A 16,849-nucleotide genomic window follows, 5' to 3' on the forward strand; every position below is an offset into this window, starting at 1 on the left:
ATTTTCCTGATGTGAAAACAAAGATGACCCTGTTAAGGGGGTGATGAAAGCATAAGAAGAGAACAGCATTTTCCAAACCCAATGTAATCTGAAACGAAAATGAAGAAAATTCGGGAGGTCAAAAAAATGAAGAAGAAGCTTTTCATTCTTCTGTCGTTGATGTTGGTGGTCACGACAGTGTTGGCTGCTTGCGGCGGCAACAATAACGGAGCCGACAACAGTGGAAACAATTCGGACTCCACTACTGAAGAATTCTCATTTCCGTTGAAGGAACCCGTTACAATCAAAATGGTGGCTTGTAAGCATCCGAACAACGGGCCTTATGAAGAAATGGAATTCTTCAAACAACTAGAAGAAAAAACCAATGTTAAAATCGACTGGGACGACATCGATTACTCCGCTTGTGAAGAACAAAGGAACCTGATTTTGGGCACCAATGATTTGCCGGACGCGTTTTATGGCAACCTTATCTTGCCTGCTAACGATGTAATCAAATATGGCGCAGAAGGTGCACTGATTCCGCTTGAAGATTACATTACCGAAGACATCATGCCCAACCTGTATAAGCTTCTGGAAGAGAATCCGACGTACCGGAGCATTTTGACAGCACCAGACGGTCACATTTACTCGCTGCCGAATATCCGGGAACTGATGCTTTGGCTTTCGCCTGACATGATGTTCCTGAATAAAGTTTGGCTGGACAACTTGGATCTTGAAGTTCCGACGACAACCGAGGAACTGTATGATGTATTGATGGCGTTCAAAACACAAGACCCGAATGGAAACGGCGAACCTGACGAGATTCCGTTCTCATTTGTATACAACCATATCGATTATAATACTCAAGGAATTGGTTCGCTGTTTGGCGCATTTGGCCGAGCTGATTGGAGTAACCATCTGTTTGTTGAAGATGGTAAGGTTGTATTTTCAGCGCAAGAGCCGGAGTACAAAGAAGCGATCAAATATTTCCATAAGTTCTTTGCTGACGGATTGTTCGATAAAGAAAGCCTAACTCAGGATAATTCCCAGTTGATAGGTAAAGCTGATCGTTTGGGCGGATTTTTCGCTTGGCTGCCCTTCAGTGTTGTTGGTGCAGAGTTAAACGATAACTATGTGGCTGTTCCCGCTCTTGAGGGACCGAACGGAGACCGCGTCTGGAGAAAAACCATGTGGAACAATATGGGGGTTAATCCGACTGCATTTTCCGTGACCAGTGTCAATGAACATCCGGAACTGACCATGCGCTGGATCGACCTTCACTATGATCCGGAAACATCCATCGAAGCCGGATGGGGGCCAATCGGTCTGACGCTGGTAGAGAAAGATGGTCAACTTGTTCTGAACGATCCGCCGGAAGGCATGACGATCGACGAGTACGTGTTTAAAACGGCGCCGGTGGAAGCGCCTTACGCGATCCAGGTAGACACATACGGTGGCAGACTGGCTTTGGCAGAAAAGGATAAAGAAAAAATTGACACGATCAAGGAAAACTATTTGCCGTATATGACATCCGAGACGATTCCGGGCATGTTGTATTCACCGGAAGAAAACGAGCAAATCAAACTTCTTTCAACGGATATCAATAGTTATGTTATGGAATCCAGCGCAAGATGGTTGCTTGAAGGAACGGTCGAGGAAGAATGGGATGAATATCTCAATAACCTGAAGAAAATGGGAATCGATGATCTGCTTGCAGTATATCAACAAGCATACGACAGGTTCCTGAGTGCACAATAATATTACGAGAAACGTGCAACGTTTCAGCCTGAGGGCTCAGGCTGAAACGTTGTGTTATGGGGGCGAAACGTTATGGCAAGAATGATCCAGGATCTTTGTGGAAAATTATGGCAAATGGAAAAAATGCGTATCGGCCAGGGAGAACAGGAAGGATTTCATGTTTTGCCAGCTGAACGCCAAGGCACCATGTTCAGCTGGAATTTCGCTTCTGTTCCGGGAGATGTTTACACGGATTTGCAACGGGCAGGTGAGATCGAAGACCCGTATTTCGGGCGAAACATGCACAAGGCGAAGTGGGTGCAGGAATACGAATGGTGGTATGTTCGCCGGTTCAATGTGGACGAAGGAATGAAAGGAAAACGGATTTTCCTGGAATTTGAAGGTGTGGACTACAGTTGCACCGTCTGGCTGAACGGACACCGCTTGGGCAGCCATGAAGGGATGTTTTCTTCATTTCGCTTTGAAGTAGGACACTTGTTGAATTATGACTACTGGGCAGGAGGCTCCAACCAGGTAGTTGTCAAACTGGATCCGCCTCCAAAGAATTTCCGAAATGTCGGTGGAAAGAAAGTCAATTTTTCGGGAGATTACTTCACCGGATTGATTCCTTTCGGCATTTGGCGGCCGGTTCGTCTTATCGCAACGGATGACGTAAAGATTGAACAGTTCCGGACAGAGTATAAAATCGGAGAGAAAGATGCCGTTGTCCAACTGCAGGTGGAAGTCCACAACATGACGGACGAACCGCAAACTGTCGGGATTCGGGCGGAATTGGAAGGTTATCAGTTTACAAGTGAACGTTATGGTGCCATGGTCGAGAAAACCGTTAACCCCGGGATTCAGATCGTGGAATTGGATGTAGAAGTGAAAGATGCGAAGTTGTGGTGGCCGTGGGATCTGGGGAATCCGAATCTGTATACGCTGGATCTTACATTGCACCAGGAAGGAAAAGAAATCGACCGAATCCGCGATCGGATCGGGATTCGGGAAATTCGGATGGAGATGAATCCAGGTTTTACACCGGAAGAGTCGGAATATCCTTGGACATTTTTCATCAACGGGAAACGGCATTTTCTGCGTTCCGCTTGTTGGGGAGGCCAGCCTTCTTTCTTGTATGGCCGGAACAATGACAAAAAATACGATCACCGTTTGCGACTCGTCAGAGAAGCGAACATCAACAATCTGCGGATATTCGGTTGGCATCCTCCGGAAATTCCGACGTTTTACCGCCTATGTGATGAATTGGGCATTACCGTCTGGACGAATTTCACCTTTTCAACACAGGCGTTTTCGAATGAACCGTCTTTTGTGGAATCCGTTACGAAGGAATGTGCGGAAATTGTCAAACAACGCCGCAATCATCCCTCCAATATTTTCTGGATGGGTGGAGAAGAGGTGTTTTTTACCGATGCGCATGTGGAAAGCGGCAATCTGGAGTTGATGGAAGCTGTCGGAAAAGCGGTGGCCGAGCATACGTCCGTTCCTTATGGTCTGGCATCACCGTTGAGCAATGAATTCGGTCAAAAAATGGGATTCAAACCGAAAGAATCTCAACATGCCAACGAACATTATTACGGTGGCGGCAGACAATTGATGGAAGAATACTATCCATCCTTGGATTGTGCCATCATTCCGGAATTGACCGCGGCTTCGGCTCCTTCCATTGAAAGCCTGCGAAAATTTATCCCTGAAGATGAGCTTTGGCCGCTAGGGCCGAGTTGGGGTTATCATTGGGCGGATATCGATATTTTACAAGGACTTAATATTGAGGTATTTGGCGACAAGCGAATGTCTTCACTTGAAGAATTCGTCGAGTCCACGCAGATCGCGCAAGGGACAATTCTGCAATACGCCCTTGAACTTTATCGCAGACGCAAACCGAGGATGAGCGGTGTTTCGTTCTGTCACTTTATCACCCACTGGCCGGACATCAAGTGGGGAATCGTGGATTATTATGGCAAAAAGAAACTTAGTTACGATTATGTGAAACGCAGCTATCAACCGTTGTTGCCAAGCCTGGAATTTTCTCGCAGACGCTGGAAAGCCGGTGAATGGTTTGAAGGAAATATATGGGTTATCAATGATTATCATCACGCTTATGAAGATGTAAAGATAGAATGGGAAGTGATCGACCATAAAGGACAGATTGTTGAGCGCGGAAGCGTGACAGCGGATGTTGAACCTGACAGTTCACATCAATATGGAAAGGTCAGATGGTTGATTGACATCGGCGCAACCGGTCATTTTGTCGTTCGCCTTAGCATCATTAATCGGGAGAAAGCCGTTTTATCGACGAATAAATATCAATTGTTAATCGGTGATCAGGTGCAAATCAAACAAGTCATACTGGAACATCTTAACGAAAGCGCGAAACGGCGGGAAGAATACGGACACAGTTACTATCGGTATAACCCGGAATTGTGGGAGTTGGAGTAATCCAGTATTGGAATGTTCGTGATGTAACGAGAGTTATGATGTAACGGAGGTTATTTTGATTCCGGACGGCAGTGTTAGCCGAACGGCATCCCTATTTTCATTGCTCATGGAAATATCCACATCACCGGCTTGATATCTGTAATTGAAATAAAGAAAACCAGGAGGCATTCATCATGCGGATTGTGCAATTTCAACATCTGGGCGTCAAAAAATGCGGAATTGTGGAAGAAAATGGCATCCTGCCCTTGTCTGCTCGTTTAGATCAAATGATCTCAGGTGAAGTTGATCTTGCGAAAGAAAGAGAAAAAAACAAGGGACAATGGATCGATGAAAATGAAATCACTTACGAACCGTGTGTTCCTGCTGGCAAAAAAATCATTTGTGTTGGGCTAAATTACAAGAAACATGCAGAGGAAGCGAAAATGCCGGTTCCAGCGTATCCCGTTCTGTTTAACAAGTATTCAAACGGTTTAAGCGGGCATTTGGCGGAAATCCCGTTACCCGGATGTGCGGAAAAATTTGATTACGAAGCGGAACTTGGGGTTGTAATCGGGAAAAAAGCGAAAGATGTCCGTGAAGAAGAGGCGCTGAGTATCGTATTTGGTTATTGCAACGTCAATGATTTGTCTGCCCGTGATTTGCAAATGCGGACCGGTCAATGGATGCTTGGCAAAGTTTTGGATGGGTTTTGTCCGGTCGGCCCGTATCTGGTTACCGCCGACGAAGTGGGAGATCCGAATCAGTTGGAAATCAGCCTGAAACTCAATGGAGAAATCAGGCAATCTTCCAATACGAAAGACATGATATTCAGTGTACCTGAACTGATCAGTTACATATCCCGTTATATGACGTTGGAGCCGGGTGATCTCATCTTGACCGGAACACCTGAAGGCGTGATTGCCGGTTATCCGGAAGAACGACAAGTTTGGCTCAAACCGAACGACGAGGTAACGGTAGAAATCGAAAAACTGGGGGTTTTGAAGAATGTGATGAAAGGAGAATAGAAGATGCAAGCATTGGTAATCCCGAAACCGCATGAAATCAGATTGGACGACATCAAGCCTCAATCGATGGGACCGTACGATGTCAGGATAAAGTCCAAAGCGGTCGGAATATGCGGAACGGATCTGGAAATCCTGGAAGGGAAAGTTTCCGAGGAATACGTGACTTACCCTGTCGTTCCCGGCCATGAATGGAGCGGTGTTGTAGTTGAAACCGGAAGCGAAGTAAAGGGAATCAAACCGGGTGATCGTGTCGTCGCGGAAGGACTGATGTCTTGCGGAAGCTGTTCCATGTGCAGACAAGGACGAACCAATCTTTGTCAGGAATATGACCAACTGGGTTTTACCCGTCCCGGAGGTGGAGCAAGCCTGGTGACGGTACCTGCCCGGCATGTTCATCGCATACCGGATCATCTCTCCTTTGAGGAAGCGGTGTTGGTGGAACCTGCCGCAACGGTGATGCGCGGTATCATGCGAACGCCCATCGAGCCGGGAATGAAAGTGGCGGTCATCGGACCGGGGACACTTGGCTTGTTAACGGTTCTGATGTTAAAGGTGCTCGGGGTTGATGAGATTTGCCTGATCGGACGAAATGGTTTGCAACTGGGTTTGGGGCGTGAACTCGGTGCTTCTTGTGTATTGAACAGCAAAGAAGATGATATCGACCAATGCGTAATGGATTGGACGAACGGCCAAGGGGTTGATGTCTCTTTTGAAACATCCGGCAATGAGCAAGCCGTTAAAATGAGCATTGAGATGGTTCGTGCTGGCGGTCACGCTGTGTTGGAAGGTGTGGCCGGTGCCGGCAAACAGTTGGTGTTGGAAAGTGACGATATCATGTTGAAAGATATCACGGTTCACGGTGTTTTTTCGTATACGATCAGTTCCTGGAGCAAAGTTTTGGATTGGCTTGCAACGGGTAAATTGAATATTTCTCCGCTCATCACACATCGTTTTTCCATTCGTGATTATGAAAAAGCTTTTCAGTCGCTTAGAAACAAAACGAGACCTACGGTAAAGATTGTGATGTTACATGAGGAGGAAACGATGTGAACGTCCTTCAAACAGTTGACGATGTCAGGAGGTTTTTGAAAGAACACAGATGGGTCGACAGGGCGGAAACCTGTGAAATTTACGAATTGAGTGGAGGCGTTTCCAGCAGGGTTTGGAAAATTGTTACGGAAACCGGGCGCCTGGTACTGAAGCAGGCGCTTCCAAAATTGAAAGTAAAGGATGCGTGGTTTTCAGATGTAAAACGTATCGAACGAGAGCAACTGGCCATGTCTGCGGTCGGTCAAATTCTCGAGTCTAAACAGGTACCGAAGATCATTCAGAGAGATCAGGAAAACCATGCTTATCTGATGACATGCGCACCCGAAGGTTCGGTTCCCTGGAAAGCACAATTGCTCGAAGGAAAGCTGGATCGAAAGACGGCAGCAGCGGTCGGCACGATGTTGCGACAAATGCATGAAAAAAGCCGTACCATTTCAACATCCATCGTGGATGAACTAAAAGATCTGACGTATTTGAACGAATTGCGGATCGTTCCGTTTCACCACTCGATTGCCGCAAAGTATCCGGAATTAGGTGATGCAATTGAGCGTTTGGAACATGAGTTGATAACTGAAAAAAAATGCTTTGTTCACGGTGACTTTTCACCTAAAAACATTCTTGTCGCCAAAGATAGCCAATTGATTTTGTTGGATTTTGAAGTTGGACACTGGGGGAATCCGGTCTTTGACCTTGCATTTTGTACCGGGCACCTTTTGTTGAAAGCTTTTGTGTCAGATCAGAAAGACGAGATGTTACATTTAATCAAAGCTTTTCTCGATGCTTACGGAGAATGGCCGAACAGTTTCATGAGACATCTCGGCTTCATGTTGCTGGCCAGAATTGACGGTCAATCTCGGGTTGAATATGTAAAAGAACCCGATCTGAAAAATCAAATTCGGCGGATCGGGAAGCAGTGGGTATCGGATCAAAGTGAAATTCATCCATTTGAGACTATGGCGAATGCTTTGAGGTGAAAAGAATCGAATGGGCAAAATTAAACAGGTCGTCGGAAGAGAGATTCTCGATTCCCGTGGATATCCAACCATTGAAGTGGATATCACATTGGAAAGTGGTCATAAAGGCCGCATGATGGTTCCTTCCGGTGCATCCACCGGGAAATTTGAAGCATGGGAGCTTCGTGACCAGGATCCGTCCCGATTTCGCGGGAAAGGGGTCAGCAAAGCGGTTGCGCATGTGAATCATGAAATCGCAAAAGCGGTCACGGGGCTTGACGCCGCAGACCATGAACGGATTGATCGCACTTTGATCGAATTGGACGGAACGAAAAACAAATCCAGACTTGGCGCTAACGCGATCCTCGGCGTTTCTTTTGCAGCGGCACACGCAGAAGCGTCGGAGCGAGGTCTGCCGCTCTATCAATATCTGGCGGATCGCTTTGGCGACTTGAATGCACAACCTTCGCTGCCACTGCCAATGGTCAATATCATCAGCGGCGGATTGCATGCTGGAAAAAATATTGACATACAAGATTTTTTAATTATGCCAGTAGGCGCAAAGAGCTATCCGGAAGCTTTACAGATGATTTCGGATGTGTATTTCAAAACGCAGGAAATTCTTGCTGCCAAAGGTTATCAATCACGCCTGTTGGCTGATGAAGGAGGGTTTGGACCGCATTTGACCTCCAATGAAGAAGCGTTGGATATTCTTTGCGAGTCGGTGCAGAGCGCAGGATACAAACGGAAAGATGAAGTAGCTTTTGCCCTGGATGTGGCTTCTTCCCATTTTTATGACGAGTCATCCGGAACATATCGGTTAGGTGCGGACAAACAGGAACTGACTTCGGAGCAAATGATCGAAAAATTGGAAAATTGGGTGGAGAAATATCCGATTCTCTCCATTGAAGACGGTCTGGCAGAGGAAGACTGGGCAGGATGGACACGGCTGACCGAACGTCTCGGCGACAAAGTGCAACTCGTGGGAGACGATTTGTTCACCACCAATCCGCAGCGAATTCAAAAAGGGATTGCGTTAAAAGCAGGAAATGCCGTTTTGGTGAAAATGAATCAGATCGGTTCGCTGACGGAAACGGTGACGGCAGTGAAGCTGGCTAAAGAAGCCGGTCTTCTGACGGTGATTTCGGCCCGGTCGGGGGAAACGGAAGATTGTACGCTGGCTGACCTTGCAGTCGGATTAAATGGCGGCCAAATTAAAATCGGTTCGATTGCCGGTTCGTCGCGTACAGCGAAATACAACCAATTATGGAGAATCCATCACGAATTGAATGGTCGTTTCACCGGGAAACGGGCGTTTCACGGGAGGTTTCATCAATGAAAATCACAGATATGGAACTTTTTTTAATCGAACCGAGATGGCTTTTCCTGAAAATCAGTACAGATGAAGGAATCGCGGGTTGGGGTGAACCTGTTCTGGAAGGAAGAGCCGCGACCACAAAAGCGGCTGTTGAAGAACTGAAAAGTTATTTGATCGGAAAAAATCCGTTGAAGATCGAGGATCACTTTCAGGTTTTGTACCGGGGCGGCTTTTATCGCGGAGGGCCTGTATTGATGAGTGCTTTGTCGGGAATTGAACAAGCCCTGTGGGATATTAAAGGGAAATATTTCAAAGCACCAGTCTATGAATTGCTTGGCGGTGCGGTTCGAGACAAGGTGAAAGTTTACGGTTGGATCGGCGGAGATCGTCCGAGCGAAGCGGATCTTTCGTCGCAGGCGAAAAAACAGATTCAATCCGGTTATCAAGCTGTCAAAATGAATGCGACAGAGCAACTGAATTATATCGATTCATATAAAAAGATTGACCAGGTATTAAAACGTGTACAAACCGTACGGGAAGCAGTCGGTCCCGACATTTGCATTGCGCTTGACTTTCATGGTCGCGTCCACAAAACGATGGCGAAAATCCTGGTGAAAGAATTGGAACCGTTCAGGTTGATGTTTATTGAGGAACCCGTATTGCCGGAACATCAAGAGGCGTTAAGAGAAATTGCCAGAATGACGACGATCCCGATCGCTACCGGTGAGCGAATGTATACGCGGTGGGGGTTCAAAGAACTGTTGCAGCAAGGATATGTTGATATTATTCAACCGGATTTGTCCCACGCTGGCGGCATATTCGAAACGAGGAAGATTTCCGCGATGGCGGAAGCGTATGACATCGCGGTTGCGCCGCATTGCCCGTTAGGCCCGATCGCGCTCGCTTCATGTTTTCAACATAACATCTGCACACCAAACTTTGTCATTCAGGAACAAAGTTTGGGCATCCACTACAATGCAGGTGTGGATCTGTTGGATTACTTGAAAAATCCTGAAGTATTTTCATATCAAACGGGTTTTGTCGAGCTGCCGACAGCGCCTGGATTGGGAATTGAAGTGAATGAGGAAAAAGTGAGAGAAGCAGCGAAAAAAGGGCACGATTGGCATGCTCCGATATGGCGACATGAAGACGGCTCTTATGCAGAGTGGTAATGGACGAAAGCTTCATTGCTACGCTAGCCTTTTGTTTGCAACAAGGGGGATAGACGAATGTTCATGGTCAAGGAAACGATGTGTGCATTGGTTTATGAAGGCCCACGAGAGTTGAACATGCGGCAAGTTCCTGTGCCAAGGCCAGAAAAAGGTGAAGTATTGGTTCGTGTTCAAAAAGTGGGCATTTGCGGTTCCGAATTGAGCGGTTACCTGGGACAAAATTCCCTGCGAAAACCGCCGCTTGTGATGGGGCATGAATTTGCGGGCAGGATCGCCGAGATTGGTGAGGGTGTCACTGCATTTCAAGTTGGCGATCGTGTGACCGCCAATCCGTTGGTATCGTGCGGAAAGTGTCTGGATTGCCAGTCCGGATACGCCAATCTTTGCGAGAAACGAGTATTGATCGGAGCGGGAATGCCGGGGGCGTTTGCGGAATATGTGCGGGTGCCATCTGGTAACGTACTGCCGCTTGAGGAAAACGTGCCGATGGATGACGGCGCATTAACTGAACCATTCGCTTGCGCGGTTCGAATCGCGGCTCTGGCGGAATTGAAACCGTATGATTCGTTATTGATCATTGGAGCAGGGCCGATCGGTTTGCTGACGTTGCGGGTCGCGCAGCTCTATGGCGTGAATCGTGTTGTCGTAATGGATCTGAATGAAGACCGTTTGTCCATCGTGAAGGCCATGGGAGGGATACCGGCAGCTAACGCGGAACAACTGAAGAAACAAATACCGGTTCGCGGCTTCAGTAAATCCGTGGATGCGGTCGGGCTGGAAGTGACCCGTCAGCAATGTGTCGAATACACGCGACCGGGAGGAACAGTCGTTTTTTCCGGACTTCATCATGCCGACAGTCAATTACCCATCAATTCCTTTATACGGAACGAATTGACGTTTCGCGGGTCGTTCGGATACACGCCTGCAGATTTCCACTTCGCATTAAAATGGATTTCAGAGAAAGGTCTTCAACTCGATCAGTGGATGCAAAGGGTACCACTTGAAGAAGGTAAAGCTTGTTTTGAAAAATTGTTGTCCGATCCCGGGCCTGTAGCCAAATTTATACTGGAAGTTGAGCCTGAATCAACATTTGGCGAGTGAAAGAGGAGGATCAAGATGCGCGGCATACCATTTAATATCGGTTGGAAATTTTTTTTGGGCGAGCCGGAAGCGCCCCATTTGACCACGACGAACGATGCGGATTGGAGAACCGTTTCCCTTCCGCACGACTGGAGTGTGGAACTGTCTTTTGATCAAGAGAAAGGAGAAGCTTGTACAGGATATTTGCCGGGGGGAATCGCCTGGTACCGCAAACATTTTGTAACCGACGAGAACATGGCGGGTAAGAAAATCTACCTTCATTTTGACGGTATTTACAATCGAGCCAGTGTCTATTGCAATGGGAAATTACTCCGGTTCCATCCTTACGGCTATTCTCCGTTTGTTGTTGACATCACGGATTTTTTGAACCCGGTTCATGAGGATAATGTCATTGCGGTTAAAGTGGATCATTCCCGATATGCGGACAGCCGCTGGTACACAGGATCCGGTATTTATCGGAAAGTGTCTATGCATATTTTACCAAAACTCCACATTCCGGTTTGGGGAACGTTCTATTCAACGCCGGTTGTCCGTGACGATCATGCGATAGTCAAAGGACAGATCACGGTCACCAACGCTTCGGATCAAGATCAGAACTTCGATTTGATTGGAAAGATCTTTGATCCACACGGCAATCAAGTTGCATCGCAATCCATCACATACCGCATTGGCTCGAATGAACATGATGAGATCTGCATGGAATTTACCGTTCCATATCCCAAACGGTGGGATATCCACCAACCCAACATGTATCGTGCGGAAGTTGACATTATCGTTGGTGGTGAAGTGATTCAACGCGAGAAAACTTCCTTTGGTATAAGAGACTTTTATTTTGATAAAGATAAAGGGTTCTTTCTCAACGGCCGGCGCACGTTGATTAAAGGGGTTTGCCTGCATCATGACGCGGGTTTGGTCGGTGCAGCGGTGCCTGGAGATGTCTGGCGAAGAAGGTTGGAATTGTTGAAGGACATGGGCTGCAATGCAATTCGAACCGCGCACAATCCGGTGTCGGAAGACTTTCTGGATTTGTGTGACGAAATGGGTTTTTTGGTTCAGGAAGAATTTTTTGACGAATGGGATAATCCAAAAGACAAGCGGAAAAACGGAGAAGAAAAATTTGTGGACTATATTACGAGGGGACATGCCGAATTTTTCCGCGAATATGCGAAGGAAGATTTGCAAAATACGGTTCGAAGAGACCGGAATCATCCATGTATTATCCAATGGAGCATTGGTAACGAAATTGAGTGGACGTATCCCAAATACAACGAGGCAACCGGGTATTTCGGCATGAACGCCAGCGGTAACTATTTCTGGACCTTGCCGCCTAACAGCAAAGAGCAAATCCGGGAAAATATCCGAAAAATTCCCGAAGATGCGTACGATATCGGCAAAACCGCCAAAAAACTCGCGGATTGGACCAGGGAACTGGATACGACAAGGCCGGTTACCGCCAATTGCATTCTGCCAAGTGCCAGTTACGAATCCGGCTACATCGATGCATTGGATATGGTAGGTTACAGTTACAGAAGAGTCATTTATGATTATGGGCATGAACATTACCCCGATAAACCGATCATGGGGACAGAAAATGTCGGACAATGGCATGAATGGAAGGCGGTTCTGGAAAGAGAATTTGTTGCCGGCACCTTTATTTGGACAGGGATTGACCATTTGGGCGAAGCTTCGGTTCAGAAACCGTGGCCGCGCAAAAGTTCCAATGTTGGATTGATTGACCTGGCTGGCTTTCCCAAACCGGCATTCCATATGTTCAAGAGCTTATGGAGCGATGAACCTCACATTCATATGGTTACGCAGCAACTGGAAAAATCGCTGTATGAACTGCGTGACGGGGATTTGCAGGAAAAAGAAGAGGGGGCTTGGCAACGAAGGCTTTGGTTCTGGCACGATGTGAATCATCACTGGAATTATCGCGCGGGAGAGCAGATTGTTGTCGAAGTTTATTCGAATTGTGATGAAGTTTCTTTGTACTTGAATGATTCTCTGGTCGGGACTCGTTATCTTCATGAATTTGAAGACCGGATCTATAAATGGCTCGTACCTTTTCAGCCAGGGGAATTGAAGGCCGTCGGGAAGAAAGACGGTAAAACGGTTCAAACAGCGATATATACAGTCGGTTCAATTCATGGCATTGCGCTGCAAACGGATAAAGATAGCGTCAAGGCGGATCTGGACAGCGTCGTACATGTGACGGCTCAATTTGTAGACGAACAAGGTTTTGCGATCACCAATCAGGAAGAGCGAATCGATTTTGAAGTAGACGGGCCCTGCCGAATTCTCGGCGTTGACAACGGAAGTCCCGACAGTGTGGAAGATTATCAAAAAAATCATGTCACCACCCATCTTGGAAGATGTTTGATGATTCTACAAGGAACAGCACCTGGAACGATCACCATTCGAGCCCGAAACATCCGAACCAATGTGGTGTCCAACGAATGTCAAGTTAAAGTGATTCCGTCATCAGTGGATTTATGTCCCTGACCGGACATTTCAAACTTGAATCATATTTCATTTTTGGGATGGGGTATTGCGCTGCGATACAAGCGTGATGCCCTTTTTATATTTGATATACAAGTTTCGTCTGTATTCTTTGGGGGAGACGCCGGTCACTTGTTTGAAGACACGGCTGAAATAATACGGGTTTGGATAGCCGAGCGATTCACTGATTTTCGAAATATTCAGTGTGTCAAGTAGCATCAGTTCCGTCGCTTTTTGTATTTTTAACTCGTTAAAGTAGCGATTGATGCTTGTTCCCGTGACGGATTTGAACATTCGTCCGATATAGCTGTAATTCATGTTCAGAGACTCCTCGATGAATTGGCTGGAGAACGGACTTTCCAGGTGCTCATAAAGCAAGTTTTTCACCTGATCGGTGATAGTTTTGGCTTTCTTGTCCGATCGGTTATTCACTTGTTGAACCAACAGTTGATACAAAATATAGTACAAATATCCATTCAGACGTTCCTTTTTGAACGGTTCCGAAGAATTGAAAAGGTGCAACATGGTATTTAAAGTTGTGGTCAGGTGCGCAGGTGACGAAACGGTTATTTGTTTCGGCAAAGCGTACTGCTCAACACCTTTTTTGAATTGAAACGGCTTAAACGAAACCCAAAACCATTTTGTTCCGGGTTCAATTTCGGTTTTTCCCCAATGCCTGCACCGATGTTTGAGAAAGAAAACTTGATTGCTGGCTATAGCGTAGTCGATGCCTTCTTCACACAACGTGACGACCCCATTGACAACGTATAGCATTTTATCGATATCCAGGGTTCGATCCACGTGATACCAGGGATTTTTGGTTTCAAACAGTCCGATGGAAGTCAAATTGGTCAGTTCATTCAAATTGATCACCACTTGATTGATCATAAAACGCATACTCCTTCCAATTATACTTCCTCGAAATATTGAAATAGTCGAAAAAAGATATTATTTTGCATCATCGTGCATTTTATCTCATTATAGCAGCGATATATGATATAGAAAAAAGATAATCTGTGAAGAGGTGAGCGAATATGGAGTTTAAAAGAATCAAGGTGAACAACGATTTGACCGTCGTCGGGGGAGGAATGCCGGGAATTTGTGCGGCGATTCAGGCTGCACGACTGGGGCTAAAAGTGGCACTAATCAATAACCGAGGCTATTTGGGGGGGAATGCCAGCCCGGAATGTAGAGTGAATATAGCGGGAGCAGATGGTGCGCAAGAATTTAACTTTTATGCGCGTGAATCGGGCATTATGGAAGAACTGAGGTTGGAAAACCTGTATCGAAATCCGCAAGGTAACCCTTATCTTTGGGAAACTGTGCTTTTGGATTTTGTGATGCGGGAGGAAAATATTTCACTGTATTTGAACACCAATGTGGACGAAGTTGTAACCGATAATCAAGGTCATATCCGGTATGTGTCGGGTTCGCAAATCGGGTCAGAACAACGTTTTGAATTTTACAGTCCATATTTTCTGGATGATACGGGAGATGGAACCGTCGGATATTTGGCGGGCGCAGAATACCGTGTCGGTCGTGAAGGAAAATCGGAGTTTGGCGAACGAATCGCACCCGATGAGCCTGACGATCACGTATTGTTAAGCACGCTGGCTTGGTACTCGAAAGATACGGGACGAAAGTCTCCGTTTGTCCTACCCGAATTTGCCAAAAATCTGGATGTGGAAAAAGCGCTGGAATATCGAGAAATACCGGAGCGAATGCCTGGCAACACCCGTTATGAAGGATACCGGATGCAGTGGTTCTATGAGGTCGGATACGGGAAAGATCAAATTCGTCAAAGCGAAGAAATCATGCAAAACCACAGAGAACTCGTATACGGAATATGGAATCATATTAAAAACAGCGGTAAATATGATTCGGAGACCTACGATCTGGAATACGTCAGCAGTGTTCCGGGAAAAAGGGAATCCAGGCGTTTGATGGGAGACTATATTTTGACCGAAACGGATATTGTGGAACAAAAAGACTTTGATGACGCTATCGGTTACGGAGGCTGGTCCATTGACCTGCATGCTTTGGAAGGATTTTTCTCCAAAGATATGACGACCCGGCATTTTGTTCTTCATGGGGTGTATCCGATTCCATACCGTTGTTGCTACTCCAGGAACGTCAATAATTTGTTTGTGGCGAGCCGTTGTATGTCTGCATCCCATGTAGCTTTCGGTTCCACACGGGTTATGGCCACGCTTGCGGTTTTGGGACAGTCGTGCGGAGCAGCCGCGTATCTGTGCAAGAAATATCAGGTGAATCCGAGACAAATTTATGAAAACCATCTGTATGAACTTCAACAATTGTTGCTTAGAAACGATCAATTTGTAATCGGAAAGAAAAACGAAGATGAACATGATTTGTGCCGGAAAGCTTCGGTTTCTGCCAGCTCCGTACAACGGTTTGCTTTAGAAACGATGGATTACAGCATATCGCTGGATGGGACTTTCGGTTTTATCGTACCGGTAAAGGAGTCGTTGTCCCAGATTGATCTTCAGCTGCAAAGTGACACGGACACGGAAATCCAATATTCCGTTTATACAACAAAAAAGAGGCAAAATTATGGCCCGCAAGTTAAATTGTTTGAAGGTTCAGTCCATGTACCTAAAAGCAAAACGTTCGATTGGATTTCCTTGCCGATTCATTGCAGCACAGACACCGGAAAAGTGTTCATATGGATTCATAAAAATCCTGACGTTCGGATGGGTATGTGCAACGATGAAATCAACGGGCTGTTTTTCCTTGAGCAACAACCGTTAAACCGACGCACAACGTTTTGTGATATCGACACATTGGAAGTTAAAAAAGAAATGTGGAGGATCACCAACGGTTTACCGTGTTTTCGTACGACGCCGGAACAATCCATTTATGGTCCGGAAAATCTGAACAACGGATACAACCGGAATTATGGACTGCCAAATTTGTGGCTTTCGGAACCATCAAGCGAAAACGAGTCAATCACCATTCAATTTGAAGACGTGAAGTCGATTAGCCAATTACATTTGGTGTTTGATTCCAACTTAAATTATTTGTATGATAATCTCGAAATATACCATAATTTTAATGTATTCCCTACATTAGTAAATGATTACACCGTTTATTTCAAGTGTGAAAGCGAATGGGAACCCCTGATTTCAATTCAGGACAACCACCAGCGTGTCAACCGGTTAACGTTTGATCCGATTGAAACCTCCGAAATTCGGATTGTGTTCCAAAATACAAACGGAGCCAAACGTTATGGGGTTTACGAGATTCGGGCCTACAGTTGATGTAATTGGTTTGCACCGAGCTTACATGGAAAACTTTAATAAGAGTGATTCACGCTTTCGGAAAGGTGGTTCGTGTATCACCATGATACGGATCATCCAGGATTTAAGCGGACGATAATCTAATGAACATACGCTGCTGATAGGCGATCAAAACGAAATCAAGAATCGGATTCTAGCGCATTATGAAGAAAGTGAACAACGCAAGGAAGTCCCATGGGAGAACACTGAATCAGATTGAATTTGACAGTCATCAAAAGGTGCATGTGTTGGCGCAGCCTGGCTGGATCGGCTGCGTCAA

11 protein-coding genes are annotated in these 16,849 nt (G+C 46.1%); 10 read left to right on the plus strand and 1 reads right to left on the minus strand.

The features are described 5' to 3' along the window. Positions 1-126: 126 nt before the first annotated feature. The 9 genes from POTG_RS15020 (at position 127) to POTG_RS15060 (ending at position 13,273) form a co-directional block, all read left to right on the plus strand. Complete coding sequence (locus POTG_RS15020; protein ID WP_009225684.1) at positions 127-1,737, plus strand: extracellular solute-binding protein; 1,611 nt, start codon at positions 127-129, stop codon at positions 1,735-1,737. A gap of 72 nt (positions 1,738-1,809) precedes the next feature. Next, on the plus strand, positions 1,810-4,173 hold the full coding sequence (locus POTG_RS15025) for a glycoside hydrolase family 2 protein (protein ID WP_009225685.1): 2,364 nt from the start codon (positions 1,810-1,812) through the stop codon (positions 4,171-4,173). Between the two features lie 173 nt (positions 4,174-4,346). Beyond that, complete coding sequence (locus tag POTG_RS15030; protein ID WP_009225686.1) at positions 4,347-5,177, plus strand: fumarylacetoacetate hydrolase family protein; 831 nt, start codon at positions 4,347-4,349, stop codon at positions 5,175-5,177. A gap of 3 nt (positions 5,178-5,180) precedes the next feature. Next, positions 5,181-6,227 carry a zinc-dependent alcohol dehydrogenase gene (locus POTG_RS15035; protein ID WP_009225687.1) on the plus strand — a complete coding sequence of 349 codons (1,047 nt, stop codon included), beginning with the start codon at positions 5,181-5,183 and terminating at the stop codon, positions 6,225-6,227. Then, positions 6,224-7,201, plus strand: coding sequence for a phosphotransferase family protein (locus POTG_RS15040; RefSeq protein WP_009225688.1), 978 nt, complete (start codon positions 6,224-6,226; stop codon positions 7,199-7,201). The genes POTG_RS15035 and POTG_RS15040 overlap by 4 nt, the downstream gene beginning before the upstream one ends. Before the next feature lie 10 nt (positions 7,202-7,211). Then, on the plus strand, positions 7,212-8,519 hold the full coding sequence (gene eno, locus POTG_RS15045; protein ID WP_009225689.1) for a phosphopyruvate hydratase: 1,308 nt from the start codon (positions 7,212-7,214) through the stop codon (positions 8,517-8,519). Continuing rightward, positions 8,516-9,670, plus strand: a complete 1,155-nt coding sequence (gene dgoD, locus POTG_RS15050) for a galactonate dehydratase (RefSeq protein ID WP_009225690.1) — start codon at positions 8,516-8,518, stop codon at positions 9,668-9,670. Before eno ends, dgoD begins: the two co-directional genes overlap by 4 nt. A 57-nt stretch (positions 9,671-9,727) precedes the next feature. Continuing rightward, positions 9,728-10,771, plus strand: coding sequence for a zinc-dependent alcohol dehydrogenase (locus tag POTG_RS15055; protein WP_009225691.1), 1,044 nt, complete (start codon positions 9,728-9,730; stop codon positions 10,769-10,771). A 15-nt stretch (positions 10,772-10,786) separates the two neighbouring features. Next, the gene (locus POTG_RS15060; RefSeq protein WP_009225692.1) at positions 10,787-13,273 is read left to right on the plus strand and encodes a glycoside hydrolase family 2 TIM barrel-domain containing protein; all 2,487 of its coding nucleotides are present in this window, start codon (positions 10,787-10,789) and stop codon (positions 13,271-13,273) included. Positions 13,274-13,300: 27 nt separating this feature from the next. On the opposite strand, the gene POTG_RS15065 is transcribed toward POTG_RS15060, so the two are convergent. Beyond that, complete coding sequence (locus POTG_RS15065; protein WP_036645705.1) at positions 13,301-14,158, minus strand: helix-turn-helix domain-containing protein; 858 nt, start codon at positions 14,156-14,158, stop codon at positions 13,301-13,303. Between the two features lie 167 nt (positions 14,159-14,325). Here POTG_RS15065 and POTG_RS15070 point away from each other — a divergent pair, with 167 nt between their 5' ends. Continuing rightward, positions 14,326-16,551, plus strand: coding sequence for an FAD-dependent oxidoreductase (locus tag POTG_RS15070; protein WP_232282318.1), 2,226 nt, complete (start codon positions 14,326-14,328; stop codon positions 16,549-16,551). The last annotated feature ends 298 nt before the right edge of the window (positions 16,552-16,849 follow it).

The sequence above is a fragment of the Paenibacillus sp. oral taxon 786 str. D14 genome (genome assembly GCF_000159955.1).
GTDB classification, from domain to species: Bacteria; Bacillota; Bacilli; order Paenibacillales; family Paenibacillaceae; genus Fontibacillus; species Fontibacillus phoenicis.